The 25,706-nt window shown below is 58.4% G+C and carries 27 protein-coding genes and 1 pseudogene; 17 read left to right on the forward strand and 11 right to left on the reverse strand.

What is annotated here, in order from left to right:
- Window positions 1-3: 3 nt before the first annotated feature.
- The 5 genes from FHX10_RS32395 to FHX10_RS32415 all read left to right on the forward strand — a co-directional run bounded on the left by FHX10_RS32395 (window position 4) and on the right by FHX10_RS32415 (window position 6,309).
- Complete coding sequence (locus FHX10_RS32395; protein WP_246781279.1) at window positions 4-822, forward strand: TrbG/VirB9 family P-type conjugative transfer protein; 819 nt, start codon at window positions 4-6, stop codon at window positions 820-822.
- 11 nt (window positions 823-833) lie between these two features.
- Window positions 834-2,162, forward strand: a complete 1,329-nt coding sequence (virB10, locus tag FHX10_RS32400; RefSeq protein WP_132575239.1) for a type IV secretion system protein VirB10 — start codon at window positions 834-836, stop codon at window positions 2,160-2,162.
- Window positions 2,159-3,208, forward strand: coding sequence for a P-type DNA transfer ATPase VirB11 (gene virB11, locus FHX10_RS32405; RefSeq protein ID WP_132575237.1), 1,050 nt, complete (start codon window positions 2,159-2,161; stop codon window positions 3,206-3,208). Before virB10 ends, virB11 begins: the two co-directional genes overlap by 4 nt.
- Window positions 3,177-5,894, forward strand: coding sequence for a type IV secretory system conjugative DNA transfer family protein (locus tag FHX10_RS32410; RefSeq protein ID WP_132575235.1), 2,718 nt, complete (start codon window positions 3,177-3,179; stop codon window positions 5,892-5,894). Before virB11 ends, FHX10_RS32410 begins: the two co-directional genes overlap by 32 nt.
- A gap of 82 nt (window positions 5,895-5,976) precedes the next feature.
- Window positions 5,977-6,309: a hypothetical protein gene (locus tag FHX10_RS32415; protein ID WP_132575233.1), complete on the forward strand. Its 333-nt coding sequence runs from the start codon at window positions 5,977-5,979 to the stop codon at window positions 6,307-6,309.
- A gap of 43 nt (window positions 6,310-6,352) precedes the next feature.
- Here FHX10_RS32415 and FHX10_RS32420 read toward each other — a convergent pair whose 3' ends face one another.
- Window positions 6,353-7,738 (reverse strand): hypothetical protein, encoded by a 1,386-nt coding sequence (locus FHX10_RS32420; protein ID WP_132575231.1) that lies wholly within the window; start codon window positions 7,736-7,738, stop codon window positions 6,353-6,355.
- Between the two features lie 10 nt (window positions 7,739-7,748).
- The gene (locus FHX10_RS32425) at window positions 7,749-8,042 is read right to left on the reverse strand and encodes a hypothetical protein (protein ID WP_132575229.1); all 294 of its coding nucleotides are present in this window, start codon (window positions 8,040-8,042) and stop codon (window positions 7,749-7,751) included.
- A 409-nt stretch (window positions 8,043-8,451) separates the two neighbouring features.
- Here FHX10_RS32425 and FHX10_RS32430 point away from each other — a divergent pair, with 409 nt between their 5' ends.
- Complete coding sequence (locus FHX10_RS32430) at window positions 8,452-8,793, forward strand: helix-turn-helix domain-containing protein (protein ID WP_132575227.1); 342 nt, start codon at window positions 8,452-8,454, stop codon at window positions 8,791-8,793.
- Window positions 8,794-8,824: 31 nt separating this feature from the next.
- Here FHX10_RS32430 and FHX10_RS32435 read toward each other — a convergent pair whose 3' ends face one another.
- The 6 genes from FHX10_RS32435 to FHX10_RS32460 are packed head-to-tail and all read right to left on the reverse strand — an operon-like array spanning window position 8,825 to window position 12,033.
- On the reverse strand, window positions 8,825-9,370 hold the full coding sequence (locus FHX10_RS32435; protein ID WP_130815695.1) for a hypothetical protein: 546 nt from the start codon (window positions 9,368-9,370) through the stop codon (window positions 8,825-8,827).
- A gap of 19 nt (window positions 9,371-9,389) precedes the next feature.
- Window positions 9,390-9,761 (reverse strand): hypothetical protein, encoded by a 372-nt coding sequence (locus tag FHX10_RS32440; protein WP_132575225.1) that lies wholly within the window; start codon window positions 9,759-9,761, stop codon window positions 9,390-9,392.
- 8 nt (window positions 9,762-9,769) lie between these two features.
- Window positions 9,770-10,084 carry a hypothetical protein gene (locus tag FHX10_RS32445; protein ID WP_130815693.1) on the reverse strand — a complete coding sequence of 105 codons (315 nt, stop codon included), beginning with the start codon at window positions 10,082-10,084 and terminating at the stop codon, window positions 9,770-9,772.
- A 25-nt stretch (window positions 10,085-10,109) separates the two neighbouring features.
- Complete coding sequence (locus FHX10_RS32450) at window positions 10,110-10,706, reverse strand: thermonuclease family protein (RefSeq protein ID WP_132575224.1); 597 nt, start codon at window positions 10,704-10,706, stop codon at window positions 10,110-10,112.
- The gene (locus FHX10_RS32455) at window positions 10,706-11,335 is read right to left on the reverse strand and encodes a thermonuclease family protein (RefSeq protein ID WP_132575222.1); all 630 of its coding nucleotides are present in this window, start codon (window positions 11,333-11,335) and stop codon (window positions 10,706-10,708) included. The genes FHX10_RS32450 and FHX10_RS32455 overlap by 1 nt, the downstream gene beginning before the upstream one ends.
- A 17-nt stretch (window positions 11,336-11,352) precedes the next feature.
- A complete protein-coding gene (locus tag FHX10_RS32460) occupies window positions 11,353-12,033 on the reverse strand; it encodes a nuclease (protein WP_132575220.1) in 681 nt (226 codons plus the stop codon).
- Window positions 12,034-12,161: 128 nt separating this feature from the next.
- Between FHX10_RS32460 and FHX10_RS32465 the strand changes: the two genes are divergently transcribed.
- The 5 genes from FHX10_RS32465 to FHX10_RS32485 all read left to right on the forward strand — a co-directional run bounded on the left by FHX10_RS32465 (window position 12,162) and on the right by FHX10_RS32485 (window position 16,208).
- A complete protein-coding gene (locus tag FHX10_RS32465) occupies window positions 12,162-12,560 on the forward strand; it encodes a hypothetical protein (protein WP_132575218.1) in 399 nt (132 codons plus the stop codon).
- Between the two features lie 111 nt (window positions 12,561-12,671).
- Window positions 12,672-13,421, forward strand: a complete 750-nt coding sequence (locus FHX10_RS32470) for a ParA family protein (RefSeq protein ID WP_132575216.1) — start codon at window positions 12,672-12,674, stop codon at window positions 13,419-13,421.
- 5 nt (window positions 13,422-13,426) lie between these two features.
- Complete coding sequence (locus FHX10_RS32475) at window positions 13,427-13,828, forward strand: hypothetical protein (RefSeq protein ID WP_132575416.1); 402 nt, start codon at window positions 13,427-13,429, stop codon at window positions 13,826-13,828.
- A gap of 3 nt (window positions 13,829-13,831) precedes the next feature.
- Window positions 13,832-14,224 (forward strand): hypothetical protein, encoded by a 393-nt coding sequence (locus tag FHX10_RS32480; RefSeq protein WP_132575214.1) that lies wholly within the window; start codon window positions 13,832-13,834, stop codon window positions 14,222-14,224.
- Window positions 14,190-16,208 (forward strand): relaxase/mobilization nuclease domain-containing protein, encoded by a 2,019-nt coding sequence (locus tag FHX10_RS32485; RefSeq protein ID WP_246781280.1) that lies wholly within the window; start codon window positions 14,190-14,192, stop codon window positions 16,206-16,208. The genes FHX10_RS32480 and FHX10_RS32485 overlap by 35 nt, the downstream gene beginning before the upstream one ends.
- Here FHX10_RS32485 and FHX10_RS32490 read toward each other — a convergent pair.
- Complete coding sequence (locus FHX10_RS32490; protein ID WP_245512476.1) at window positions 16,205-16,915, reverse strand: HAD family hydrolase; 711 nt, start codon at window positions 16,913-16,915, stop codon at window positions 16,205-16,207. The two genes, FHX10_RS32485 and FHX10_RS32490, sit on opposite strands and share 4 nt — an antisense overlap.
- A 206-nt stretch (window positions 16,916-17,121) precedes the next feature.
- On the opposite strand from FHX10_RS32490, the gene FHX10_RS32495 reads away from it, so the two are divergent.
- The 4 genes from FHX10_RS32495 (at window position 17,122) to FHX10_RS35725 (ending at window position 20,575) form a co-directional block, all read left to right on the forward strand.
- The gene (locus FHX10_RS32495; protein ID WP_132575212.1) at window positions 17,122-18,729 is read left to right on the forward strand and encodes an RcgA family putative transporter; all 1,608 of its coding nucleotides are present in this window, start codon (window positions 17,122-17,124) and stop codon (window positions 18,727-18,729) included.
- A complete protein-coding gene (locus FHX10_RS32500; RefSeq protein WP_132575210.1) occupies window positions 18,719-19,723 on the forward strand; it encodes an RcgR family putative quorum lactone hydrolase in 1,005 nt (334 codons plus the stop codon). Before FHX10_RS32495 ends, FHX10_RS32500 begins: the two co-directional genes overlap by 11 nt.
- Before the next feature lie 295 nt (window positions 19,724-20,018).
- Window positions 20,019-20,192, forward strand: coding sequence for a hypothetical protein (locus FHX10_RS32505; protein ID WP_165932266.1), 174 nt, complete (start codon window positions 20,019-20,021; stop codon window positions 20,190-20,192).
- A gap of 128 nt (window positions 20,193-20,320) precedes the next feature.
- Window positions 20,321-20,575, forward strand: coding sequence for an aldehyde dehydrogenase family protein (locus tag FHX10_RS35725; RefSeq protein ID WP_132575412.1), 255 nt, complete (start codon window positions 20,321-20,323; stop codon window positions 20,573-20,575).
- A gap of 706 nt (window positions 20,576-21,281) precedes the next feature.
- Here FHX10_RS35725 and FHX10_RS32515 read toward each other — a convergent pair.
- A complete protein-coding gene (locus FHX10_RS32515; RefSeq protein WP_165932274.1) occupies window positions 21,282-22,727 on the reverse strand; it encodes a DUF1254 domain-containing protein in 1,446 nt (481 codons plus the stop codon).
- Between the two features lie 184 nt (window positions 22,728-22,911).
- Here FHX10_RS32515 and FHX10_RS32520 point away from each other — a divergent pair, with 184 nt between their 5' ends.
- Both FHX10_RS32520 and FHX10_RS32525 read left to right on the forward strand, forming a co-directional pair.
- Window positions 22,912-23,637, forward strand: a complete 726-nt coding sequence (locus FHX10_RS32520) for a YafY family protein (protein ID WP_132575206.1) — start codon at window positions 22,912-22,914, stop codon at window positions 23,635-23,637.
- Window positions 23,628-24,067, forward strand: a pseudogene (locus FHX10_RS32525) (ATP-binding protein); the annotation flags it as partial. The gene FHX10_RS32520 and the pseudogene FHX10_RS32525, both read left to right, overlap by 10 nt.
- Here FHX10_RS32525 and FHX10_RS32530 read toward each other — a convergent pair.
- A complete protein-coding gene (locus FHX10_RS32530; RefSeq protein ID WP_132575204.1) occupies window positions 24,015-25,676 on the reverse strand; it encodes an electron transfer flavoprotein-ubiquinone oxidoreductase in 1,662 nt (553 codons plus the stop codon). The pseudogene FHX10_RS32525 and the gene FHX10_RS32530 overlap by 53 nt on opposite strands.
- Window positions 25,677-25,706: the final 30 nt, after the last annotated feature.

Consider the following 25,706-nt stretch of genomic DNA (forward strand, 5'->3'; position numbering starts at 1 on the left):
CGGATGGCGGCGCTTTCATTCCTACTGCTGCTGGGGACCACGGTCGGCCATGCCGAACTGGTCGCACGTCCGGGAAGGCTCGATCCTCGGGTTCGCTCGCTTCCCTATTCGGCCGAGCAGGTCTTCCTGGTGACCGGTACATACGGGATGGTGACGACGATCCTCTTCGGCGCTGACGAGGAGATCACCCAGGTCGTTGCCGGCGACACCGTCTCCTGGCAGATCCTGACCTCAGCTAACCGACGTTCCCTGACCTTGAAGCCGATGGAAAAGGACGCGGCTACCAATCTCTCGGTCGTAACGACCAAACGGACCTATTCTTTCGATCTGCGCGTCAACGACAGCAAGGTGATCCAGAACCAAACCTTCAAGCTGCAGTTCACTTACCCGGAAGATGCTGGGTTGAAAGGAACGGCAGAACTCTGGAAGCAGGCTCAGGACGCTGAGCGCAACCCGAACCTCAAGAACATCCGGCGCGACAAGGTCAACTACGACTATGGCTTCAAGGGAAGCGATACGGCAAAGCCGCTCTGGGTGTTCGACGACGGATTGAAGACCTTCATGAAGTTCACCGGCGACATTCCGGCGATCTTCATCGTCGACCGGAAGCGGCGCGAGAGCCTCGTGAACTACCGCCGCGAGGCCGATTATATCGTCATCGACACCGTCTCGCGGCAGTGGTCGCTGCGCTATGGCACCGAAGACGAGACCTGCCTGTTCAATCTTCGAACGGTTCCCGCCGATATTCCGGCGCCGATCGAAGGTGCGGTTGCGCCAAAGCGGATTGGTGCCGGCGGTTCCCCGCAACAAGCTCAACATTAGGAACGCGCGCCATGTCGGATCCAAACTATCATTCGCTCGACACCGACAACGAAATCGGCGGCCCGGTCCGGCGGAGCGGCATCGGTCTCATGCGGCCGATCGCGGTTATCGCGGCCATTGCCGGCATAGGCGTCGTCCTTTACTTTCTCCTTGCCGGTGGCGAGCGGCAGCCGGCGATCGACACGACACCGCGTGAAGAGTTCCGTCCGGTCCAGACGCCGAGGAATGAGGGTTTCAGAACCCCGGCCCCGCCGCCGCTGCCGACGGTCGTGGTTCCGGAGGCGCCACCACCACCGCCGCCGCCGCCGCCAGCTCCCGTCGTTCCGGCGGCTGCTCCCATTTTGCCACCGGCCGAGGTTGACTGCACCAGAGGCAAGAACCCGGACAGTCCTCGCTGCATTGAGCTTGCACGGCAAGCCAAGCTGGAGGAGCGGGTTCGCTCCTCCGCCATGGTCTTCGATCAATCGGATCAGAGGACCGGCGCGGCGCGGGCCGATGCTACAGGTGTAGGGCCCTTCGGCGCCGGCGATCCATCCGGGCCCCAAACGGCAGCAGCCTTAAATGGCGGCAGTGCCGTTGACAACGATCGTGCGTTCCTGAAGGCGATGGGCGGGCAGGGTGTCGAAGTTTCAGTCGCAACCGAGAACCTCCGCACGGACGCCTGGATCCCACAGGGCACGATGATCCGCGGAACGCTGGAGACGGCCATCAATTCAGACCTCGCCGGCATGGTAAAGGGGATTGTGCGCGACGATGTCTATTCGTTCGATGGCCGTCGCATCCTTATACCGGCCGGATCGTCCCTGATCGGCGATTATAAATCCGGCGTCGAGCGGGGACAGGAGCGGATCCTGATCGTCTGGACACGGATGATCCGAGGAGACGGCGTTACGGTTCAGCTCGGCTCCTATGGCACCGATCGGCTTGGGCGCTCGGGCATAACGGGTGTCGTCGACCGCAAGTACTGGGAACGGTTCGGGCCGCCGGCGATGATGACGCTGATCGGTGGCGCCACCCAATACATCGCCCAGCTTGGCCAGAAGCAGGATCGCGATATTACCATCGTTAACGACAACGGCAGCGTCACCCGCATCCCACAAGACAATGGCGAGACTCAGGATCGTGCCCGCGAAATCGCCGCCGAGACCATCGCTTCCGGCATCCAGCAGCTGGGGACGGAAGCCTTCCAGGACAGCCGCAATATCCGGCCGACGATCCATATCCCTCAGGGGTCCGACATCAATGTGTTCGTGACGCGCGACCTCGACTTCGCCGGGCTTTATGCGGACCCGGTGCGCGAAGAATTCGAGCGCTTGCGCAGAAAGAGGCTCGGCAAATGAACGCGCGCCCGTCGATTTCTGCCGAACAGCATTTTCTGTCGGAGGCGATCGAGCCGATCCGGCCGTTCCTCGACGATCCCAGTGTTGTAGAAATCTCCTGCCAGCGCAGCAATGAGATCTGGCTCGAGCGTATCGGCCAGCTCAGCATGGTGAGGCAGGACGTGGAGGGGCTCGATCAGGACGCGATCCGACATATGGCCTCGCGCGCCGCCTCGTTCACCAGGCAAACCGTCAACGCCCAACATCCGCTGCTGTCGGCGACGCTCGTCGATGGCGAGCGCGTGCAGTTCGTGCTGAACCCGACCTCGGCAACCGGCCATGCGTTCTCCATCCGCAAGCAGTTCATCCGCCGTTTCGATTTGACCGACTATGAGAAGGCTGGCGCGTTCCGCTTCGCTAAGGTGACCGGCGACGATTACATCGACGACATCGATGTCGAGCTGTCGCGCCTGCTGCGGGCCGGCGAGGTTCGCGCCTTCCTGGAACTCGCAGCGATCAATCACCGGAGCATGCTGATTTCGGGCGGCACCTCCACCGGCAAGACCACGTTTCTAAATACGATGCTCACGGCTATTCCGAACCACGAGCGCTTCATCCTCATGCAGGACACTGCCGAGCTGGAGCCGCGCCAAGAGAATGTCGTGTCGCTGCTGGTCTCGAAGGGTGGCCAGGGCGAGGCGAGGGTGACGATGGGCGATCTGCTGGCCACGGCGCTCCGTCTCAGACCGGACCGGATCTTCATGGGCGAGTTGCGCGGCGACGAGGCCTTCGACTTTTTGAACGCCATCAATACAGGGCATCCAGGTTCGATGTCGACCATCCACGCAAACTCACCGCACCACGCGTTCGACCGGCTGTCGACGCTGGTGCTCAACAGCAACGTGCGCATGGAGCGCGACGATATCATCCGATACATCCGCTCGATCATCCCGATCGTGGTCCAGTTGAAGAAGAGCGATGCCGCCGGCGGCCGCGGCGTCAGCGAGATCTACTTTGCCGACGAGGTGGACGAAAATGGCAAGCGTATCCACGCACACAGAGATTGACCGTCCGAAGTGGACGGGCCTGCAGCGGGCATCGTTGTTCACCTTGCCCGTCGCACTACTCGGAGTCGCTGTCCTCTGGCTCGCATTCTTCACGCTAATCTACGACGCCTACTTCACCTCGTTCGGCTCTTCGTCCTACCTCGACTATGTCGGGCAGGCGCGCTTAATCGACGCCGTCCGCTATACCTGGTCGATCATCCATGTCCGCAACACGGTCGGACTTTCGCTTCTGGCCTTCGCCCTTGCCTTGCCATTCCTGTTTTTCTTGGCTTGCCTCTGGATGCTGAAATGCGGAAGGGCGCTGTCGCGCAAGATCCTCTATCTCCTGCATGTCCGGTCGATGTTCAGCCTGCTTGCGCACACGGCTCTCATCTTCGCCGCCGCTTATGCCGGCGTCATCGTCTACGGCGTGGCCTTTTATCTCGTTGCCACCAAGGCCGGCGAACATGCCGAAATCGCCAGCTATTATGGCAATCATCTGGCCGCCATGTATCAAGCGCCGTTCGGGGCGACGGATGCAGCCGGTGCCTATCAGAAGCCGTCTCGACAGACGGTGCTCGCAGCCCTCGCGGGCCTCGCTGCCGCGGGTGCCATCGTCGGATTTCCGATCGGCGCGGCAATCCAGAAACGTCAGCGGATGATCATGGGTAAAGCGCGGTTGGCCACCTTGAAAGACGCCGCTGATTTCCGGCTGCGCGACAAGCACGGCATCGTCCTTGGGCTGAAGCAAGGCCTGCTCTTGCGCAACGATGGCGACCAGCACGTCATGGTGATCGGTTCGCCGGGGCAGGGCAAATCGCGGGGCTTTGTGATCCCGACGATGATGAGCTTTCAGGGATCGCAGGTCGTTCTCGACATGAGCGGCGAGTTGTTCGAAGAGACCTCCGGTTACTTGAAACACAGGGGATACGAGGTCTTCCTGCTGGCGCCCGGCTCGAAATATACCGACGGCTACAATCCGCTCGACCTGATCAGTGAGGAACCGAACCAGCGGATCACTGATCTTCAGAAGCTTACGCAGATGCTGCTGCCGGAGCGGCTGCGATCGGATTCCTCCGATTTCTGGGAGGAAAGCGCCAGGATCCTGCTGACCGCGATGCTGGGTTTTGTGCTCGAATGCCCTGACACCCGCAAGTCGCTCAGCGAGCTCTACCGCATTCTCAATTCGATGTCGGACGAGCGCAAGGCGATCATCCAGTTATTGGAAAATTATGAGCCGGTTCTCTCAGACCAGACTCGCATGCAGCTGACCAAATTCGCCGGCCGGCATGAAAAGCTCGGGGAGGGGATTGCCGCAGAGATCGTCGCCAAGCTCAATTTTCTGCAGAACCCTCTGGTCGAGGCGCTGACCTCCATCACCACCATCCCGATCGACACAATCAGGAAGCGGAAATTGGTGATTTTCGTCCAGGCTGATTGGAACGCCATGCAGATCTATGAGCGGCTGATCTCGATGTTCATCCAGCAGATGGCTGATAAGCTTGTGCAGATGGGGCCATTGCGCAACGGTGAGCACGAAGTCCTGATGATGCTCGACGAGTTCGGCAATGGCGGCCGGATCGATACCGTTCTGACGCTCGCCCCGCTGATCCGCAAGAATGGCGTGCGTTTCGTCTTCATCCTTCAGGATGGCGCGCAGCTTGAAAGGCTGTACCAGCGCTCCGGCCAAAAGATCCTGATGGGCGCTTCGACGATCAAGCTCTTCATGAATTTTCAGAACCAGGAAGATGCGACGGCAGTCTCGATGGCTGCCGGCAAGACGACGGAGTGGGTCGAGCAATCGTCCTATTCGCATCGTCACGGCCGAAGGCAGCGGTCGATATCGAAGGTGCCTGTCTCTGTCGATCTCCTTCCCGTCAATACGCTGATAATGATGAAGCCGGAAGAGGCGATCCTGCAGGTCACGGGCATGCCGCTGATGCGCATTATGAAGCTTGATTCCGGCGGAGAGCGGATGTTCTCGAAAGTGCGAAAGTTCAAGCCGGTGAAAAGACCTTGCATGGAGCCGGTTGAATGGACAATCGCCGACAGCAGGTCAGCTGCGGCGGCCTCGCCCGCGACGGGCGCTGATATCCATTTTGAGCGCTTCGTCGTCAAGGATGGTATCCGCCACGTCTACATCTCCTCGCTCGACGAGCTGCGTCATCGCCTGGATCTCGACGAGACACGCGACGCCGGTGTGACAGAGGAGGAGGTGCGGGAGGAAAAGCAGAAGCAGCCGGGAGGCAAGCGAAAGGGTGATCCGGCGAGCGGGCAACGAAAGCGCGGCGTGCCGAACGCTACTAGTGCTGCTCGTGAGGGTGACTTCGATCTCGATATCGACGAGCAGAAGCTCAGCCGCAATGTCTATTCGGGCTCACCGGCACATCGGAGCGTTCGACCCAAACAGGCCAATGGTCCATCGGATCAAATCGACTCTCGGCCGGTGGCGTCTGTTCTTCAGCGGCAGGAGGTAAGAGACGCATATGGAGCGGATCTTAACGCGCTGAACGACGTGATCTTCCAGCAGGCCGAAGAGAACGCGCTTGAGCCAGTAGAGCTCAACGCGGATGTCGAGCTCTTAATTGAGAGCCTTTCTGATCGGCTCACCGAGGACAGTTCACGAGCCTACCTGCACCAGTTCGCCAACCTGGCCCGAGATCCGCTGGGCGAGGATCAATCTGAGACCGAGGCGCACGCTGATTAGCACAAGCGTCTGTCGATCACCGACCATTCATTACGGCGCGAGAGGAAGCGAGATCGCGCACCGTCTGCCAGGAGAGCAATACATGGGTGAGATCAGACATCTCTCAAGCACAGAATTTTCAAAGGGTCGCCATCTCGAACGAATTGTCGCTGCGGCCCGAGCTGACGCCGGCTTTTGGCTGATGGTGAAGGAGCGCGAGATGGAGAGGCAAGCGATTGGAGCCGAAGTTGACCGCGAGGGCGATGGTGAGGATGCGATCGACAAGTCGGCGCCGGCGAGGCTGACGCCGACGATCACAGAACTGGCTGACGACCTCGTGTCGCGCATGTTCGGAACTTGCCCACCCGAGGTACTGGTGATCATCCAACAGGCGCTCCTCGATGCCGCGAGAATCGAGCTGAGCGCTGTCCGGTGAAATCCGATCAAACGCTGTGGAAAATGGTGTTCATAACTTATCTTCAGGTCAGGATGTCGTCATCGGATGATGGCGATGTATTGTTTCCGGCCCGACGAACTTGATCGATCACCCAGTCCTGTAGCCGCCTGGCGGTGTTTGCAGCCTGCGCCTCCGCGAGGTCCTTGGGAAAAATGCCAAAGATCGGCCCGATATACTTCATGCGAGGCAGTGTCTTTTCCTTCGCTTGCCGATATTCCTCGGTCTCCATCCCAAAGGCTTCGATAATGAGGTTCACCGGCCGGGATCCTCGATATGACGCCTCCAATATGAAGTCCGGCCTGCACCGACCAATGGGAGTGTCCAATGCGAACAGCGGCTTGGTGATCTTGATGCGAAGATCCGGCGCGGCGTCGAAGAGAGCTTGCTGTAGCCAGAACAGCAGATGCGAAACGTCTCTTTCGAATCCCGATTCCACCGGGAAGAGCGCGCCGTTATAGACCGGCTGGGCGTAGGCCTGGACCGCTCGCACCGGTCCTTCGTCATCCTCCTGAAAATCGACGTTCAGCAAAGTCAGGAACGGACCCCTCAGCGCGGGATCGCCCCGCAATGGCTGGCGGACCTTGCCGAGCACCTCGATCCTTCGCGAGGACGATGCAGGCATGATCGCCTGCGCCGATACGCTTTTCGCAAACAGCAACATAAAGCCGGTTCGCCGAAGACTTTCCGGCCAGTCCGGGCGGGAGGTTACGAGCAAACGCTGCCACCGGCTGGCCGGGTCCCAATAATCCGCGGCCCATGTCGACATTAGTGCGTTCAGTGTCCAGGTCCGCAGCACCCTGAGCTCCCTGGCGGTGGAACGTATCCCCGAGAGCTGACCTCCCAGCGTAAGATCGGGCTCGTCCTGCACCGGGGGTATGACGTTTGTACCCGCCTTATCCATCATCCGCCACAGGATGCCGCCAAGTCTGGAAGGACGGTCGTTTCGCTCCCTCGATCGGGTTGGAGCATCGCCCGAGATATTAGCAAGACGGTTGGGAATGGCCGGAAGGGCGTCGACGTAGCTGCGCCCCGATTTTGGCAGCGGGCAGATCTGATAGCGACGATCGAACAGAGGGGGAGCAGCGTCCTTGTCTACATGGAACGGGCACGTCTGCGCATGGTTTGGCCGCTCTTCATGCCGGTCGGGGTCCGCCTCCTTCGAGGTCAGTCGTCGCAGCGTAAATGTACGCTCCTGCTGGATCGGTGCGAGCAATGGCTGCAAGCCGGCCGCGAGGCAATCGCATTCAATCCAGCCGTCCATCACTTTAGCGCGTTTGATAACCGAAAGCGCAATTGCCTCATCCTCGTTGGATGCAGCGTTGCCATACCATGCACGCAACGCGGTTGCCTCTCGGTCGGACAGGTCGGCGAGCGGATGGACCGGACTATTGCGAACGACGATCCGCATGCCAGACTCTTCAATAGCCGAGGAGCCAGAGCCGATATCCGAGATATCCCACTGCCATCGCCGCGGCGATTGCGACGAGCGTCTCTTTCCAAGCTTGCATGTTCCAACGGCAGCCTTTGTCGAGGCGCGAACTTTCGAGCACAGCCGAGAGGAAGGCATAGACCGGGATCATCATCGCGTAGCCCAGCGTGAGGCTGTCTCGGATTGCGATGCGGGCGAGGAGGAAAACACATCCGAGAACCAGGGTCGCCAAAGATAGCCGCCGCAAGTCAAATCGATAGCCACGCTTTTTCAGCGATGTCATCGAGAGCCTCCTCAAATTCAAATCTCAAGAAATGTAACTGTAGTATAAGTGAGAAGCGCGTTGGGGCAAGGGAGGAATTTATGGAGGGACTTGGCCTTGAGGTTTCGTGCCGGTCGAAGACGGCGCCCACTAGCGGCCTCGACGATCCGAGGAGGTTCGGCCATCCTCTTGCAGCGCGTGACCGTCGCAGTGTAAGAGGCATAACGAAGTCGTGAACGCTTGAATGCAAGAGATAGGCAACAGAAGGTTTACGCTTGGTCATCATAGTCTCTAGCTGGCGCAGGCATCGGATGAGCAGTAGAATTTCGAACAAATCCCGCGCTTCCGGCTGTGGCAGTATCCTCTGTCGCCGGTATGATACTTTTGTTCGTGCCGTATCGAGCACATCTTCCGCCAAGGAAGGCGTTCCATGCCTCGCTTGAAAGACGACTCATCCGGCACCACGGCGGACGTCTCGGTATTGAAGGCCCTATCCTTTCAGGAAAGGCTCGCTATTGGTCTGGCGCGATTGAAGGCCGAACGCCGATTGACGAATAAGGATTTGGCTGAGCAACTCGGTGTGTCGGAGGCCTATATGTCGCAAGTGACCCGCGCCATGCGAGACGTCAAGCTCTCGACCCTCGACAAAATGCAGCGGGAGTGGAATGTCGTGATCGAAGATTTGCTCAAGGTCACCGAAAAAGACCTTCCTTGGGTGATTGCGCTGAAAGCGCGCCGCGGGAAGAAAAACGTTCCCGAGACCACGTCCTGATTTTCCCGTCACATCGCACGATCGGCGTTGGCTAGTGATTGAGGTTAAACCAGAACCTTTCCTTCACGCCTTGGTCATTCGGAATATCGAAGAAATAGGGATCGGATCGCCGCGGTCGCGGGGTGGCAACTTCCTGGATGCAACCATCATGGCCATTACCGAAACCGCGCCCTATCGTCATACCCGACTGCCTCGTACTGGCATCGCGCTCGATCGGTGACCGGCAGACATTGACTGTTTTAATGCACTGGTCGGGCTCGCCCCGCCAGCCATTGTCGCCCTGCGAGCTATAACCCACCGTCGTTCCGGCCGGGCAATCCTCGTAGCTTTCTCGCCCTGGCTTGCCGGCATTGGCCTCATGGCAAATCGGCCAGGAAAATCCCGGTTCCTTCATCGCGGCAATGAGCTTTGTCATAGGTGGAACACAGTAGGGAACGCCGTGCCAGGACGGATCTTGCGATGCCGCACACAACAGAACCTGACATCCCCAGGAGGCGTCGTCGGCTTTTGCGCCGCTCGAAGGGACACCAAGGGCTGTACCTGTCAATGCGGCGACCATAATCAGGAACGGTTTCATAATTCGCCTCCGTTATCGATTATTGAATTTGCGCCCAGGTGCCGTCGATCCTCGCAAAGGAAAGCACGCCCGGTTGCGCCGAGCCGGCAAAGGAGCCTGATATTGTTGTGATGATGCCCGTGCAGGTGACGCCGGGGATCGCCGCGCGAGGCTTGCACTCCGAAATCCTGATCGACCGGCCCGACTTCGCGATCGCAGTGCTTGCCTCTTCGTTGTTGGGAGCGTCGGCGGGCAATGGTTGTTGCGCCGCGTCCTTCAGCCCGGCGATCTCTTGTTCTAGCGTTGCGATATGGCCACTTCGCACCAGCTCATTGATCGCGTATCCTCCCGCTGTTCCAGCAAGGAGGGCGATGGCGGCAGCAATTACCGCGGTATCGGGACGCTTAGTCATCGGGAACCTCAATACCCCTCGATGCCCAGCCGCTTGAGGACAGCAATCGGATCGGTCTCGCAATCTTGTTTCCAGTCCGCGTGTTTGGCGCAGGCGTAGGCATATTGGCTAAGGTCTGCCGATGACAGATCGGCAAGCCTGTTGCCGATCGCTTTCCATTGCTGCACGTCCGACGGATCGCAGCCGGCGCCGCCCGCGCCGCAAAAGTTCGGATCGCGCTGTTCGGTCGAATTAGGCGTGGCGCCATCTTGCGCGCCGCTTGTGATTGGAGCGAGGACGAACAGGACTGCTGCAACACCGAGGGAACAAAAGATACGATTCATTCAATCTCCTTGCACGTCTTTGAGTTCAGCGCGCCGTTTGGGTAACAGGCAACGGCAGAGGCAGGTCTGTGTCGGCTTCTGGTGACTGGCCGTCCTGCTTCTCTGCGGTCGCCTTCGATGCGGTATAAAGCCAAGGAGGAAGCAGGGCCGGTGACGACCAGACGCCATATCCTAGCCCCCTGGCTTTCCGCTCAATGTCGAAATAGGCAGGGACTTGTGGCTCGTTGCGGTAATTGAAGGCATAGCCGATACCCTCCGCAATTGCCGTCGCTGCGAGATTTGTCTCGCCGACAAAGCAGTGGGCGATCAGAACCTTATTGGTGTCGCGGTCAACCGGCGCGCAGTTGACGTTTTGGCCAAGTGTCCGGAGGATCATCCACGCGCGCGCGACCTGACCCGCGGGCCACTCCACGCCATCGCTGATCGCCGTCTGCTCAAGGCGAGGGGCTTCATACCCAGCCAGGCGGACGATCTGTCGGCTCTTGACGTATTCGAACGTGGTCGCATCGACGACCTGAACCTTGCCGTAGATCTGACGCGGCACATCGGATGGGCGGTTTTGCGCAAGCAACGCTGTCGGGGCCATTGCGAGCCATACCATCGAGGCAGCTGCAATTCTCATCACTGTCCTCCCGCCTGTTGTTGGAGAACGGAAACCGGATGCGGCATGTCCGAATAGGCCCAAAGACCGGCGCGCGCCGAACGCGCACCTTCCTCCGCGACCCTGTATCCTGGAACGATCGGTTGCCCCGCGCTGTCGACGGCAGCAAATCCCCAGCCTTGGGCAATCATATAGGTTGCCAAATCGTAGCGATGCTGGCCCGTCGTCGTCTGGCATGCGACGGCCGCATTGTTCTGGTCAAGATTTTTGATGGTCGCGCAGACGGGCCTCGTGTCTCGGATCAGCGCTTGCGCCATGATCAGATCGAACTCCCCGCAGTCCCTGATAACACCGACAGAGACGGTGACATTGGTCCCTCGCAGACAGGCCTGCAGGCCATAGAGCCGATAGCGTCGACCGTCGGAGATCCAGGTGTCGCCGGTTTCGAACTGCGCCTCCGTCGGAAACGGAGCGAATTCGGATTGGGCGCCAACGGCGTCAGCGGCCGGGGGAAGGTCGGTTTGCGATGCCTGAACAGGGACGACCGGGGCCGAGAGATACGGTTCGCGCAGGACATCGCCGTGGGCGAGCATCGGCATGATCGTCGTGGCGACATAGACGCCGGAAGCTGTGATCGTGGAAATGAACATGAGAAGCCCGATCCGCATCAATTGGTCGTCGGTTTGACCGGGGTGCGTTCCCCATTGGAATGCACGAACTGATCGCTTGCCCAGATGCCGGTTTGTTCACCGCGTGCGACTTCCTCGGCTTGCAGATATTCCGGGAAGACGGGTCGGCCGGCACGGTCACGGGCAGCGAACACGAAGCCTTTGCGGATGAGCGTCTCGGAGAGGGAATGAACTACGCCATTTTCGACGAAAAAACATTCGGCAAAACGCACGGTCGGTCTCCCGGGATTTTGCGCGAAAACGTGGCAAGGGAATGCATCGCCGGCACCTGCCTTTACCTCATCGAGCGTCGCGGTCATGCCCGCAAGCGAAATCATGGCACAGGTCGTCGGCATTCCGGCAAATTCCATTGGCTCGGTTGAAAGGCAGCCCTGGACGCCAGCCAGTTTGATGACGGCACCGTCGGCGCTGAGAAACGCGCTGCCGCTCAGCGCGGCCTTTGGGCTAACGCTTTGCAGATCAAGTCGGGACGCGATCGATGCCGTGTCCAGCGGTATTTGTGGTCCGGGGATCAGGTCCCGGCCCTGTGCGTAGGCGTTTTGATAATAGCTGACAAAGTCCGCAGCCGTGTCGGCCCGCGCGGCAAAGGGCAGGGCGATCAGGGCATTTAAAAGGCTGCAAAAGAGGAGGCGGTCGAACCGCCATGCGCCATTGTTCATGCTCGCATCCGTCGCAAGTTGACTATCTCGAGCATGCATGAAATTATACTGCAGTGCAAGTCTGGAAAATGCGCGAGGATTGCAGTATGTGTTGTTGAACACCGGAAACGTGCAGATGGAGAAGGGTAATGTCGGCGGAAAGAAAGGCGTTCAGGGTGGTTGTCTTCCCGTTCCGGATGGCATGGTTCCTGATATTGATCGCGAACTTTTTGGTCGCATCGGCCGGCTGCTTTCTCGTCGCGTTCTTCGTTGCATACGGTATTGCGCTGGTATTTTTGTATGCCTTTCTGCCGCCCGAATGGACGAAGGCGTTATGGCAATGGGCGGCCGATCTTTATACTCGGTCTTCCTTGTTCAAAGCTGCCACGATTGCTTTCTTCACGCTTCTTTTCTCGGCAATCCTGCGATTTTGGCCCGCGAGGGAACCGGTGGCGGATGCGGCTCGTGAGCGCGAGATCACCAGGTTGAATGATGACCTGGTCGCCGCGCGACGGCAGGACGCGCTACGGTCCAGACTTCGGGCCTGAAGGGCATGCGGCTAGGTTTGGGGATCTTGGAACGCACTTGCCGTCCTTCTGTCCAATGCTTGAGCTGCCCGCCGCGACAGTAACTTTTGAGCCAAAGGGGTGAGAGGATCCATGGCAGTCAAACCACTTTCGCTTGCTATCTCGACGTTCAAAGGAGGTGCGGGCAAATCGACCTTGAATGTCAATCTCGCAGCGGAGTTTGCGCAACAGGGACACAGAACGCTGCTCATCGATTGCGACGAGCAGGAGTCGTCGACGCGCTGGTTCAATGTCTCCATGAAGCGCGGCCTGCTTCCGACCGACGGCACGTTGCTGCATCTGCGAGTGGCTACCGGGGATCGGTTTCGGGACCGCATGGCCGACGCGCCCGAGGCGGATATTCGCATCTATGACGTTGGCGGCTACGTCCATCAACGCGCAATCGAGGTCTATTACGAGTGCGACGCCGTCCTCATCCCGATTATTCCGGAACCGACCGCCGCCACGTCAGCGATCAAGGTCGCGACCATTTTGAAGGAGATATCCAAAAAACGGCCCCAAGGACCGATCCCTTACGCGGCGATCTGGAATTACGTCGACATGATCGCTCTCAAACACAATCGGTCGCTTCCGGAAGTCCATGCGATCCTTACGAGCGGCAGGATTCCCCTGGTGGAGACGGTTATCCGCAAGAGCAACCATTTCAGCGATGTCGGAGCCGGCTTCGGTTCGCTCTATTCCAAACTTGCCAGCATCGAGAACAACCCGTCGCTGACTTCATCAGCCAAGCGCCGGGCCTCGGAGAGTGTGCTCGATGCGATCGATCTCGTGAAGAAGATCAACAACGAGTTTATCAGCCTTCTGCAGGCGGAGGCAGCTTGAACGCGATGGCAGGCGAAAGAACACCAGCCGGCAACATTCTAGCCCTTGCCCGCTCGAGAGGGGATCAGGCGAAGGACGTGGAAGAGACTGCCACCTCCTATATGCCGACCAATATCGACCTTGAAACGCTGATGCCCGATGAGGCTCTTGAAGAGCAGAGTGAGAGCGTCACGCCCGGCGTCAGGTCACCGGACGTCCGCACTCCGGACAACAATCGACGACGTGGGCGATTGGCCGCCAAGGGAACCACAGCGGCAGGGGACACCACGAAACGGAAGCGCATCTCGCTGTATCTCGATGACGACGTGCTGACGAAGATTTTCCGGGTTTCGTTGGAGCGCCACGAGCAGCTTTCATCGGCGACGCACCGGCTGATTGTCGAGGCTCTGAAGGCGAGGGGGCTGTAGTCGATGCGCGACCCGGCCATCATGTTCCGGCTGCCTGCTCAGGTCTTAAGCAATCTCGACGCCCTTGCCCACAGGCTCGATGTCTCCGTCAACATCGTCGCCAAGCTCATTGTCACCAGGGAGATCATGCACATTCCGGCGATGCTCGATGAGCACGACCGGCAGCTGGCGAACATGCACCAGTTTCTGCGCGAACTTGCTTTTCGGAACGAGGAGTTCCTCTCTGAGGAGAGTGTGCATGCCGAAAGTACCAAAGCGATCGCGCAACAGCTCGAAGAAGTCATGCGCGCTCTTGATGCCATCCGCGACGCTGCCTTTATCCGGCCTTCCACCTTTATCGCCGACCTGATCAGGAACCACGATGAACGACCTGTCCAGAAGTCGCTCCGCGTCTAGACCGGAAGGTCGTCGGCTGCCGAGCTACTTCGATCTTATCGAAGACGAGTTGCGGCGGCGCGGGGGCGGCGGCGGATCAGCGAAGCGGCCGACCTTTACGAAATCTGGCTTGCCCTCAATCAAACATCCGGGCGCTGCCTCGGCGTTAAGCCGCGCGGCCGGCAACAATGCGGTCGTCGTCAAGGTCTTGTCTTATGGTGCCGGCGCGAGTTCGGCCCGCAACGTCCTCGCCTATCAAAGCAAGGAAGAGAAAGCGCGCGACCAGGACGGTCGCGAGGTCACCGATCTCAGTGCCGCCGTCCGGTCCTGGGAGAGGGAGTTTAGCAACCGGAAAGGTAGCCAGGACGTTCTCCGTCTTACTTACGAGCTTGAAAAGGCCGACCGCAAAGACATCGCGCGCGCTGTCGGTTCGCTGGCGGACGATGGGTTTCGTCGGCCGGGCGACACCAATCGAACCTATGCCTTCAGCGTCAGCGAGGGTGTGAAGGGTGGAACCCGTCTCCATTTTGCATTGGTGGTTGCCCATGAGAAGAAGGACAGGTCGGATCGAAGCAGCGCCAACCGTATCCTCGCGGAAATCGATGATGTCCATGCGATCGACGAGCGGCTGGACAGGGCTTTGCGCGGCGCCGGGATCACTCCAGTTTCGCGCTACCCGGCCGAATTCTCCTCTGGACCAAAAGGCCTGACAGCCACCCTGCATGCCATGCAACGGGCCGGCGCGGAGGTAACGTTGTCGACGAAAACTCACCTTAGAGACCGGCCTGGAAAGAGCGGCCGTTACGAGCTTGGTGGGGAACGGCGCGAAATCACCACCAAGGACCATAAGGAACTGACGGCCGAGGGCAACGTCGTCGGCGCTCTGATGCAGACGCGCCAGCCGCGGGATTTTATGCACCTGTTGTTATCGGGACCGGCCAATGTCGATCGCGACCGGTTCATTCTCGCAGGACGCGATTTTCTGAGGGAACAGTTTGCAGGCCACCGCTATGCCTATGCCGTCCATAATCGCAACGACCATGGAAAGCATCCGCACCTGCATGTCCTCGTTGCGCTGCGCAACGCGAGCGGAAAGATGCTCAACCCAAATATCCGCGACTTCAGCGAATGGCGGATTCGTTTCGCTGACAAGGCACGTGAGCGCGGCATTCCGATTGATCGGCAGAAGCGCATCGAACGGGCGGGGCCACCGCCGGTCAAACGATGGGAATGGGAGATGTTTCGCCGGATGGGCGCAACGGCACCATCGAATGTCGTCGAAAAGGTAATGTCCAAGCTCCGCGACACTCCGACGGCACCAAAGCGTGAAGAGGCCAAGACTCGGCTCGAACAGAGCCGACATTCCGTCGGGCACATCATTCGGATGCTGGAAGGAATTGCGAAAGACCGCGGTGCACCGAGCACCGCGCGAGAACTCAGCCACGATCTGTCCATCGGGCTTCGGCGCGAATACGGGCGGCTTGAAACAGCGGTCCGCGAAGGCCGTGATCCCACACGAGAGAAAGGCGAAGACCACATGCTGCGATCCACACCCATCAGTGCCGCGCAGGCAAAAGCGGCCAAGGAAACGATGGCAAACACCGCACTTAGTGTTGCCGCCAAGATTGCCAATCCGTCTGATCGGCTGATCTTCGAGCAGGCAACCAAGATCATCGGCAAGGTCGTTGGGCTGCAGCTCGACTCACGCGTTGCGAAGAACCGGAATCGCGCCGACGCCGGCAAGCAAGCACGCACGTCCGACGGTCTGGAAACGAAATCGGCCGCCGGCCGCGATCATATCGCGGAGCAGGGGATCGTCAATAAGAGCTCGAGCAACCGCTCCGTGGACGCATCGCGCATTGCTCGGTCCAACGCCGAGCACGCCGGGTCGGAAACAGACCGACCGGTTCGCGAGCGTCAAAAATCCCAACCGCGCGATCGGGAGATACCGAAATCGATCAAGCTTCGCCCCCCTCAGGAGAAGGACAGGGACCGCACCCGCTAACCCTGCGAACAGTACTGTAAGCCCTGATTAAGCTCTCCGGCGATGGACCGGCCCAACGTCGCCTGGATCTTGGCGTGGAGTCGCTCGACATCCGTGGCTTCAGACGAAGACAAACTGGGGGCACGCTTTCCGGCCCCATTCTGAGCGGTTCCCTCGCTTCGGTCGTTGAAGTATTCGATCACCGAGACACCCGCGTCGTTTCCAGCGAGGCTACCGGCGGTCGAGCTGCCGATGAATACAGTTTCCTTCTTGCCGATCCCGTACCGCTCCATCACTCGAAAGATCGCTCCGGCGCCAGGCTCCTGTTGCCGATCCGCCGGGCGCTGAAGGTCGGTTCCGCGCGCACGTGGGACGTCACTCCATGCCACCCAGAAATCCGGCATGGCACATCTGACCCTCAGTAATGCGTCAAGCAGCTCGGCCAGGGTTGCGAATTCTGATTTCCCATAGGCACCCGCGTCCATCCCTCGTTCGTCTGAAATAAAGCCGAAACGAGCATCGAGGTGTCGCAGATGTCTTAACATTTCAACGAATTCTTCGTTGATATCTCCGAGCATGTAATCCCCGGAGGGAGTCTTTCTCAGGAGGGTGCCATCTCTCTCGAATATGACGAGGCCGGTCGAACCGATCCTCCTAAAGATGCTGTCTGCATATTTTGAATGATTGTTCATTGGCTGAATTCCAAACCTTGAAGCCAGCTTCGCCATCACACGACTTCGAAATGACGCCCAGCTTCCTCCTCTCGCTCGGTGCTAATCTGTTCTGAAATCAACATCCCAGACCCCCAAATTTTACTCCTGATAGGAGAATCGCTAGAAAGTTGCGTGTAGCTGCGATACCCGTTGATCGGGCACAAACGCACGATAGGATACGAAATTTATCGAAACGAAACGAAACCAGAGCCGGTAAGCTATTGCCAAAGAATGGAAAGTTATTTCTCCCGCCGCCGAAAGACGGAAGTGATTTCAAAGAACTCTTCAAACAATTGGCCGCAGCGGGAGCGGGCCGGCCGTTGGGAAGTGATGGCTTTCCCGCAGGTCCGTGGACGCCTGAACTTCTCGCTGAGGCGATTTCACAGATCGATTCCAACCTGATTGGGGTCGATCTGCGAACGGTCCAGCTTTGGTTTCAGGACAACGAGAAGGGTATCAGCACTGCCAACATTCGTTGGTTGGCAAGGATTTTTGGGTGCGATGATCCGGTAGCAACAAGCGAATGGCAGATGGAGCTTAGTGCGGCGCAATCTCGGTTGACTGCCAAGAGGCGAGATTTGAAGAAAGCGGACAGCACCGTAGTGCCGGAGGTTCCGGATCTGGCACCGACTGCCGTCGATGATGAGATGGAGTCTCCGGCAAAGCTGGAAAGAGACACTGAGGCCAATCAGCCGAGCCGACGTTTTAATTTGGCGGGAAGGTCGGAGGCGCTATTTAGCCGCGGATCTCCCTTGAATTTGCCCGCGTCGGTGTTTGCGGGTGCCACCGCCCTTGGGTTTCTGTCATATATCATGGGGATCCATGACGCGAGCTACAACCGGACAGATGGCCTCGTCAAACAGGTAGGTTTCCTCTGGGCGCCGAATTGGACATTCCTCTTCATGGTGTTCTTGCCGCTGTTTTTTGCGTTCGTGATAGAGTTGCTGTTGTTTTGGAAAAATGAAGGACGCTTAAAGCTTGTGCTGGGCAGCCGGACGGAAAGCGACGACGCTTGGGCGCGCAACGTAGAAGCTTCATCATATACAAATTGGGCGGTCTTTTTGATCTGTGTGTTGTTCGCCGGTCTTTTTCAATGGATCGGAGTGTGCTTGATCCCGCTGGTAAAAGGCGGTGGCAACTACGCGATGGATTGGGGCAAGTTAGCGCTTGTGCGGCCTGAAGTCATATCGGTGCCGATGGAAGTTATATTCACAGGGCTCGCTTACCTCTACATGTGCCTGTGCTTCTACCTCTTCTTCGCAGGCCTCATTTTGCTTCATACGTTGGTTCATGACCTTTGGAAAATTGGAGAAGCATCGAAGAATCGGGCGGGAGGAGATTATGAATACGAGCTAAATGGGATCGCCTTGCTGGTGATGCGCGGAATTTTTCGGTGTACTATTTTGGGGATCCTGATCGCCATATGCATGAAGGCCCAAAGCTCTTACCTGGCATCGAACGGGAAGAATATTGTCGCCTGGTTGCTCGGCGATATGTCTTCAGCCTTGTATGGGGGCAAAGATATGGGCAGCGGATCCAGCTATAGGATGCCTACCCATTACAGTAGCCTTCTTGTCGCTATTTCGACCGGTATTGTTTTTCTATACGGTTCCATCCGTTTAGGTGCTGGATACCGGTTTCATTTGCCCTTGTGGAAGATGTCAGCGGTCGTAGGGTTACTTTTCACTAGCTACCTGCTGATCGACGCATTTACAGGCTTTTCGATCCTTCTCGGCATTGGTGTGCTGTTCGCGATGTACGGCCTTATTGACCCGGGGTTTGGGCGATGGAGAGCGTGCGACTTAGGAAACAATCAAAGTGTATCATAGTTGGCTTGATCGTTGGGATGAGCGGCGAGCACGGCGCGGTGAGGAATCGAAGACTGCAACCGATTTCGTCCTTGACGCCGACCGCGCCTTTCCAGGCGCGGGGAACATAGGAAGTATCGACGAGTTTTGCGTCCTTGCGGACCAGGCCGTTGCTGATCCGTCCTTTTTCGATGAGCCGGGCGGGGACGATCAGCGCTTTCAAAGGCAAGATGAGTGGCTCAAATTTCCATCGGGCATGTCTACGGACGTTGAAGAGAACAACGTCGTATGGGCGAAAATCACAGAAAGCGGCTCCTTCAATAGGGCGATGGTGATTTTTCACCACTGGAATGCAAGCACCCGAAATCACCAGATTGCCAAATTTTTCTCGAGACGCGGCATCACGGTTGTTGAGATTGCCATGCCCTATCACTTCGAGCGCAGCCGTCCAGGCGCGGTGCACGCCGACTATATGCTGAGCGCTAATCTCGGTCGAACCATCCAGTCTGTAAGGCAGGCAGTATGGGACGGGCGAAAACTCATTCGTTGGTTGAAAAGCGAAGGCTATCGAGAGATTTCCGTCCTCGGTATGAGCTTAGGTTCCTGGGTCGCAGGGTTAATCGCTGCGCACGACTCGGCTGTGTCGAAAGCCTCGTTGTTTCTCACAGCGGGAAGTCTCGCGGATATGGTTTGGACGGGGCGCGCGACACGAGCGATACGTGAAAGCCTTGAGCCCGCTATTAAGCTGACCGATCTCAGAAGTGCGTGGGGTCCGCTTAACCTAGAGAATTACGCGCATAATTTGGCACGGGCCGATCTCGAACTTCACGTTGTGTTGGCTAAGAGGGACAAGGTTGTTCTGCCAGAGATATCGCAGCGGTTCATGCAGAGGCTGAAGGCCGCCGGAGCTAGGCCAAATATTTTGGAGTTAAACTGTGGTCACTATTCGCTCGGCATGCCACCTTACATTTTGTTGGCGGGTTTGAGCCTGAAACGGTTTCTATCGTTCCGCTAGGGCTCGTTGATCAAACCCAGAACATGACGGTTGCTGCGATGCAGATGGCGGAGAAGAGGGGTAGGCGCAACGGCGGTAGCGGGTAATGGTGGAGGGCGCCGCGGTGTTTTGCCGACAGCCGGATCGATGGGTCATGGCTATACAGTTGTTATGTTATAACATATCGCATAAGCATATTTATGGAACTTCGTAGCGCTCCGCAAAATGCTTGCAGCTCATCCGCTGGAATTTCTCGCATCGTTAATCGGCACCGAATATTGGGTGTTGAAACACTGTCGAGAGGACGTGGAAAGACATGCTCGATCCGATCGATCAGGTCGTGTTCACCGATTTCTGTCTCGGTGCGGACCAATCCCGGGCCGCGCTGAACGTGGTCATCTCGGTCTTGGCGCCTCATGACGGACGCTCGGCCAACTACTTTCATTGGGTCTGCAAGTCGTCACTACAGCCCATAGAAAAATCTATCTGAGGCGGGACACGCCACGCTGGCGTAGTATGGTTGTCAGCGAGATGTTCTCCCGTGGCGGCTGCGTTGGCAGCAAGGGTCGGCGCCCTGTCACGGCACGAAATTCGTTGCTAATAAAGGCGCCGTAGACCATCGCACGCTGTGGTGCCGCTGAAATCAATGCTGCCGTTGCAGCTGCGAAACGCGCCTTTCCGATGTGGAAGGCAAAAACTCCCGAAGAGCGCGCTTCCTGTCTAATCAAACTTGCCGATCTGATCGAAGCTGAAACCCAACGGCTGATGATGATAGATTCGCTCGATATCGGCCGTGGGTTTACCACCATATCCGGCCGCTCTCATCACTCGGATACAAGGCCCCGGCGGATTTCGCCGGCGCCATCGCTGTAATCCTCTCCAACGCTGCGCAAGATGAAAACTTCGCATTTCCGTCGGTTGCTTACATCACGCCATCTGGTGCCTTCAAAGCGGTCATGGCGTCAGAAACTAATATGCGCTGTCTAAGCTCCAGTGGACTAGCATGGTGCGCTTTCCGAACCACAGGTACGGTGTTTGCCGTCAGGTCCGTACTTCAGACGCCCAGGTAACGGTCCTGGAGCTCAGGATTTAGGTAGGATGGCGTACCGGTCCAGCTGGTTTGTCTGTTTTCAAGGATGCAGCGGCTGGACACCGGCAGGAGTTCGGCGAGCGTCTCGTCGACCACGAGAATAGCCAGTCCGCTCGGATCTTCAGCGCGCGGATTGCCCGCCAGATATCCTTGCGGATGATTGGCGCCAGCCCCTCATCGCTTCAACCAGAATGAGAAGGCGTGGGTTGGTCATGAGCGCCCCCGACAGCAAGCATCTGCTGCTCCCGCCGGATAGCGAGCGGGCCAACTGGGTGCGGCGTTGTTCCAGCCGCGGGAATACTCGAACACTCGCTCGAGCGTCCAGCGACCGGAGAGGGCGGCAATTACCAGAGTTTCGTAGACGGTCAGGCTGGGAAAGCAGCCTGCCGCGCCCTCGCAACAAGCGAACCTTGCGACAGCCTACCCTTCTCACCGGCCTCTAACAGAACCGGCCGCTCTTAAGGAGAAGCGGCCGGTTCCCGAGATACCTTAAATGGCCTTCTCAATGTCAGGCAAGCGCCACGACCTGTCGAAATATGGCTCTAGCGGACCGAACAAGCGGAAATACACAAACCAAGCCTTACCTGGCGTTGTCGGTATCCAGTTCTGCTCCAGGCCTTCCGGAGTCTGCGGTCCCATAACAATCTCAATCGAGCCGTCGTCCTGGACCTTAAGTTTTTGCCGTGAAGAACGATCCACGATCTGTTGCTTGTTCTGAATGAGACCGCGCGTCTCGGTGTCGTAGAGCGTGATCGACCAAAAGGTCTTGGCGGGGACATTGGCTGGAACGCGCAACCGGTAAGACTTTGCGCCGTCGAAAGCGTGTCCGTCGGGATCACTGTAGGCGGTGAGGTATGCCGAGCCAGTTCCGGGTGTCTTGGTGAGAACGGCGGCGGAAGTGCCTGTGACCTCGTAGAAGAACGCCATACGTTCATCAAGCAGAGTACCATCCGGCCCGTCCTGTTCGTTGACAAAGTCCTGAGGGATCAAATATTCCCAATGCGTATCGTCCCTATAGCGCATCCCTGGGATGCGCTTGCTGAAAGCACTGGCCTTCGCCATCGCTTCGCCGAGGTTCGCGGCGTTGTCAAGTAACTCTGTCTGCCGGTCGTTTGGCGAGAACGTTCCGCCATAGGTAACGCCGAGCGGCTTCAACATAGCGGCAAAGAAGCGGTCTCGATCCTCGATCTGCTCACCGTCCAGCGCCTGAATCAACGACTGCCAGTATGCGAGGCCTTTAGGATGAGCCATGCTAGTCAACTCGCCCTCCGTCTTGAATCTAAGAAGCGCGGTCACTCCACTCCCTGTGGCGCCAAGCGGATAGACCTGAGTCTTAGAGAAAACAGCCTCGACCTTCTTGAGGTCACCATCGAGTCCCCGGCAGAACATCAGGATTTTGGTGGCTCGGGAACGCAGCAGTTTTGCGCCAGCCGGGGAATTTTCCGGCGCTTCATGCGCCGGACCAACCACTACGAATTTTGCTCCCTTGCCGCCATCCGGGCCCGAAACGCCGACATCAATGAGTGGACGATCCCACCAGTCGATCAGTGAGCCCGCAGTGGCGCCTTCGGGATATTCGATGACAATCGGTCCTTCTGTAAGATCAAACCACGCGAATACATAGGGCGTCGTCACATTCGACCCGAGCATGACACTGACGTCCCGATACCCGGCAACAAGCACGAGATCGCCGCTCCTCGCTTCGGCGTTGTCGACAAGCATCCGGCGCGCACCTTCCATTCCGACGATCGGAACCGCCCAGAGATAGCCCTGCACTGCGCGTTGGAAATCCATCATATCGTAAAGCTTCTCGACCGTACCTGGCGTAGGAATTCCGAGGTTGAACTCCAGATCGGCACCCTGCGGGACGGCTTTAGCGGCAGCTGCCGCCACGCTAGGGCCGACCGATCCAAGAATTGCAGCAGACGAAGCCATCTTGAACGCATCCCTCCGAGTGATTTCCATGGAATGGTACTCCCTAGTGTTCGATTTTCTGCACCTTTACAACAGACATGCTGTCACCATGGTGTCAGCATAGGACATGCCATAAGCGATCGATTGGTTGCGCGGCTGCACGAGGCGAGGTCGGCACATCTCAGTGGAAAGCAAAAGGAACGTTATGCGCAGAGCAGACAGACTACTTCAGATCATACAGATCCTACGCCGCGAACGCAGACCGATCAGCGGCCGCACCATCGCTTGCGAACTTGAGGTGTCCTTGCGAACGATTTACCGCGATATCGCAGCGCTGGAAGCATCCGGCGTGCCGGTTTTGGGCGAGCCGAGCGTAGGGTACGTGTTGCAGGATGGCTACGATCTGCCACCATTGATGTTCTCGACGGACGAGTTGGAGATCGTCATGCTGGGATTACGCATGATCGGAGCGCGGGGAGACATAGAAATCAATACCACAGCGCGTGACGTTGTCGCCAAGATCGCTGCCATTTTGCCGGATGCAAAGCGTTCTGAATTTTGGAACGCACCCTTACTTGCGCCTGGGCCGGAGGTCTTACCGGAGGACGGCCCCGTGCTGCTCCAATTGCGAGGCGCGATGAAGGCTAATCGCAAGGTAGAAATACTGTACCAAGCCGCGGACCGTGAGCCTGGGCGGCGCGTTATTTGGCCAATCGTTATCGCATTCTTCGATCGCGTCCGGGTGCTGGCCGCGTGGTGCGAGCTTCGGGAGGCGTATCGGTATTTCCGGACCGATCGGATGCTAGAAGTCAATATGCTTCCTGCGAAGATCCCTCGCTCGCGAAAGCGGATCTACGCGGACTGGTGGCATCACGAAAAAATGGAACAAAGGTTGGGTATCGACGGCATGGGAGTTGTCGCTCGCGCCTAGCCCACGCCAAGGACATCGACGATTTCGACTTCACCGATACGCCTGTTAATGAATCCCAGGTGCGGGTGCTGGCTACCGGCACCTTCGTCGCCGATCAGCGTAACGTCGTCCTCGTCGGCGGCACGGGAACTGGAAAAAGCCATCTCGCCATCGCGATTGCCCGTGCACTGATCCGCAACGGAACACGCGGGCGCTTCTTCAACGTCGTCGATCTGGTCAATCGGTTGGAAACGGAAACGCGCAGCGGCAAGCAAGGGCGGACGGCCGACTATCTCGGGGACCCAAAATGACGACAGCTCTTCTGGACCGTCTGACCCATCATTGCGAGATTGTCGAGACCGGCAACGAGTCCTGGCGCTTCAAGAACCGCTTTGCGCTCACATATTCGGATAGACCGGCCCCTCGCCGCCCTGCGGCGGCACCCAGTTGATGTTCTGGTTGGGGTCCTTGATGTCGCAGGTCTTGCAGTGCACGCAGTTCTGGGCGTTGATGACGAAGAAGTCCTTGCCGTCCTTCTCCACCCATTCATAGACGCCGGCCGGACAGTAACGCGTCGACGGGCCAGCATAGATGTCATGCTCGGACGACTTCTGCAGGTTCATGTCCTTGACCTGCAGATGCACCGGCTGGTCCTCCTCGTGATTGGTGTTCGACAGGAACACCGAAGAGAGGCGATCGAAGGTCAAGACGCCATCGGGTTTCGGATAGGCGATCGGCTTGTGCTGCGTCGCCGGCTCCAGGCTCTCGGCATCGGTCTTGCCATGCTTCAGCGTGCCGAAGACGGAAAAGCCGAACAGAGTGTTGGTCCACATGTCGAAGCCGCCGAGCGCCACGCCGAGTGCCGTGCCGAACTTCGACCACAGCGGCTTGACGTTGCGCACCCGCTTGAGGTCGCGGCCGATATCGCCCTTGCGCCATTCATTCTCGATCTCGATCACGTCGTCATGGCTGCGGCCTGATACAATCGCCGCGGCGATCTTCTCGGCCGCCAGCATGCCCGACAGCACCGCATTGTGGCTGCCCTTGATGCGCGGCACGTTGACGAGACCGGCCGAACAGCCGATCAGCGCCCCGCCGGGGAAGGAAAGCTTCGGCACCGACTGGTAGCCGCCCTCGGTGATGGCACGCGCCCCATAGGACAGTCGCTTGCCGCCCTCGAAGGTGGTGCGGATCGCCGGATGGGTCTTGAAGCGCTGGAATTCCTCGAAGGGATAGAGATAGGGGTTCTTGTAATTGAGGTGGACGACGAAGCCGACGGCCACCAGATTGTCTTCCAGGTGATAGAGGAAGGAGCCGCCGCCGGTCTTCATGCCGAGCGGCCAGCCGAAGGAGTGCTGCACCAGGCCCGGCCTGTGGTTTTCCGGCTTGACCTGCCAGAGCTCCTTGATGCCGATGCCGAACTTTTGCGGTTCGCGGTCTTTCTGCAGATCGAACTTGGCGATCAGTTGCTTGGCGAGCGAGCCACGCACGCCCTCGCCGATCAGCACATATTTGCCGAGAAGTTCCATGCCGCGGGTATAGTTCGGGCCAGGCTCGCCGTTCTTCTCGATGCCCATATCACCCGTCGCGACCCCGATAACGGCGCCCTCGTCATTGTAGAGCACTTCGGTTGCGGCAAAACCCGGATAGATCTCGACGCCGAGTTCTTCGGCCTTGGTCGCCAGCCAGCGACAGACGAGCCCAAGCGAGACGATATAGTTGCCGTGATTGTTCATCAGGGGCGGCATCAGCACATTCGGCAGGCGAACAGAGCCGGCCGGACCAAGCAGCAGGAAGTGATCGGCGCTGACCTTGGTCTTGAACGGATGATCGACCTCGTCACGCCAGCCGGGCAACAGCCGGTCGATACCGATCGGGTCGACCACGGCGCCAGAGAGGATATGCGCGCCGACTTCCGCGCCCTTCTCCAGCACGACGACGGAGAGTTCCGGATTGACTTGTTTCAGACGGATCGCCGCCGCAAGACCAGCCGGACCGGCGCCGACGATCACAACGTCGAATTCCATGCTCTCGCGTTCTGGGAGAGATATCACTCTCATTCTTTATCACATTCTTTGCTGAACAATACC

This window comes from Rhizobium sp. BK591 (assembly GCF_014195045.1).
GTDB classification, from domain to species: domain Bacteria; phylum Pseudomonadota; class Alphaproteobacteria; order Rhizobiales; family Rhizobiaceae; genus Rhizobium; species Rhizobium anhuiense.

Excerpts from the sequence above, each read along its gene's own strand:
- FHX10_RS32440 (WP_132575225.1), bottom strand. The coding sequence starts at position 9,761 with ATGACTAAGCGTCCCGATACCGCGGTAATTGCTGCCGCCATCGCCCTC.
- FHX10_RS32415 (WP_132575233.1), top strand. The coding sequence starts at position 5,977 with ATGGGTGAGATCAGACATCTCTCAAGCACAGAATTTTCAAAGGGTCGC.
- FHX10_RS32480 (WP_132575214.1), top strand. The coding sequence starts at position 13,832 with ATGCGCGACCCGGCCATCATGTTCCGGCTGCCTGCTCAGGTCTTAAGC.
- FHX10_RS32455 (WP_132575222.1), bottom strand. The coding sequence starts at position 11,335 with ATGTTCATTTCCACGATCACAGCTTCCGGCGTCTATGTCGCCACGACG.
- FHX10_RS32465 (WP_132575218.1), top strand. The coding sequence starts at position 12,162 with ATGTCGGCGGAAAGAAAGGCGTTCAGGGTGGTTGTCTTCCCGTTCCGG.
- FHX10_RS32395 (WP_246781279.1), top strand. The coding sequence starts at position 4 with ATGGCGGCGCTTTCATTCCTACTGCTGCTGGGGACCACGGTCGGCCAT.
- FHX10_RS32485 (WP_246781280.1), top strand. The coding sequence starts at position 14,190 with ATGAACGACCTGTCCAGAAGTCGCTCCGCGTCTAGACCGGAAGGTCGT.
- FHX10_RS32435 (WP_130815695.1), bottom strand. The coding sequence starts at position 9,370 with ATGAAACCGTTCCTGATTATGGTCGCCGCATTGACAGGTACAGCCCTT.
- FHX10_RS32520 (WP_132575206.1), top strand. The coding sequence starts at position 22,912 with ATGCGCAGAGCAGACAGACTACTTCAGATCATACAGATCCTACGCCGC.
- FHX10_RS32430 (WP_132575227.1), top strand. The coding sequence starts at position 8,452 with ATGCCTCGCTTGAAAGACGACTCATCCGGCACCACGGCGGACGTCTCG.
- FHX10_RS32470 (WP_132575216.1), top strand. The coding sequence starts at position 12,672 with ATGGCAGTCAAACCACTTTCGCTTGCTATCTCGACGTTCAAAGGAGGT.
- virB10 (WP_132575239.1), top strand. The coding sequence starts at position 834 with ATGTCGGATCCAAACTATCATTCGCTCGACACCGACAACGAAATCGGC.
- FHX10_RS32445 (WP_130815693.1), bottom strand. The coding sequence starts at position 10,084 with ATGAATCGTATCTTTTGTTCCCTCGGTGTTGCAGCAGTCCTGTTCGTC.
- FHX10_RS32490 (WP_245512476.1), bottom strand. The coding sequence starts at position 16,915 with ATGGCGAAGCTGGCTTCAAGGTTTGGAATTCAGCCAATGAACAATCAT.
- FHX10_RS32410 (WP_132575235.1), top strand. The coding sequence starts at position 3,177 with ATGGCAAGCGTATCCACGCACACAGAGATTGACCGTCCGAAGTGGACG.
- FHX10_RS32475 (WP_132575416.1), top strand. The coding sequence starts at position 13,427 with ATGGCAGGCGAAAGAACACCAGCCGGCAACATTCTAGCCCTTGCCCGC.
- FHX10_RS32425 (WP_132575229.1), bottom strand. The coding sequence starts at position 8,042 with ATGACATCGCTGAAAAAGCGTGGCTATCGATTTGACTTGCGGCGGCTA.
- virB11 (WP_132575237.1), top strand. The coding sequence starts at position 2,159 with ATGAACGCGCGCCCGTCGATTTCTGCCGAACAGCATTTTCTGTCGGAG.
- FHX10_RS32460 (WP_132575220.1), bottom strand. The coding sequence starts at position 12,033 with ATGAACAATGGCGCATGGCGGTTCGACCGCCTCCTCTTTTGCAGCCTT.
- FHX10_RS32505 (WP_165932266.1), top strand. The coding sequence starts at position 20,019 with ATGCTCGATCCGATCGATCAGGTCGTGTTCACCGATTTCTGTCTCGGT.
- FHX10_RS32450 (WP_132575224.1), bottom strand. The coding sequence starts at position 10,706 with ATGAGAATTGCAGCTGCCTCGATGGTATGGCTCGCAATGGCCCCGACA.
- FHX10_RS32515 (WP_165932274.1), bottom strand. The coding sequence starts at position 22,727 with ATGGCTTCGTCTGCTGCAATTCTTGGATCGGTCGGCCCTAGCGTGGCG.
- FHX10_RS32530 (WP_132575204.1), bottom strand. The coding sequence starts at position 25,676 with ATGAGAGTGATATCTCTCCCAGAACGCGAGAGCATGGAATTCGACGTT.
- FHX10_RS32420 (WP_132575231.1), bottom strand. The coding sequence starts at position 7,738 with ATGCGGATCGTCGTTCGCAATAGTCCGGTCCATCCGCTCGCCGACCTG.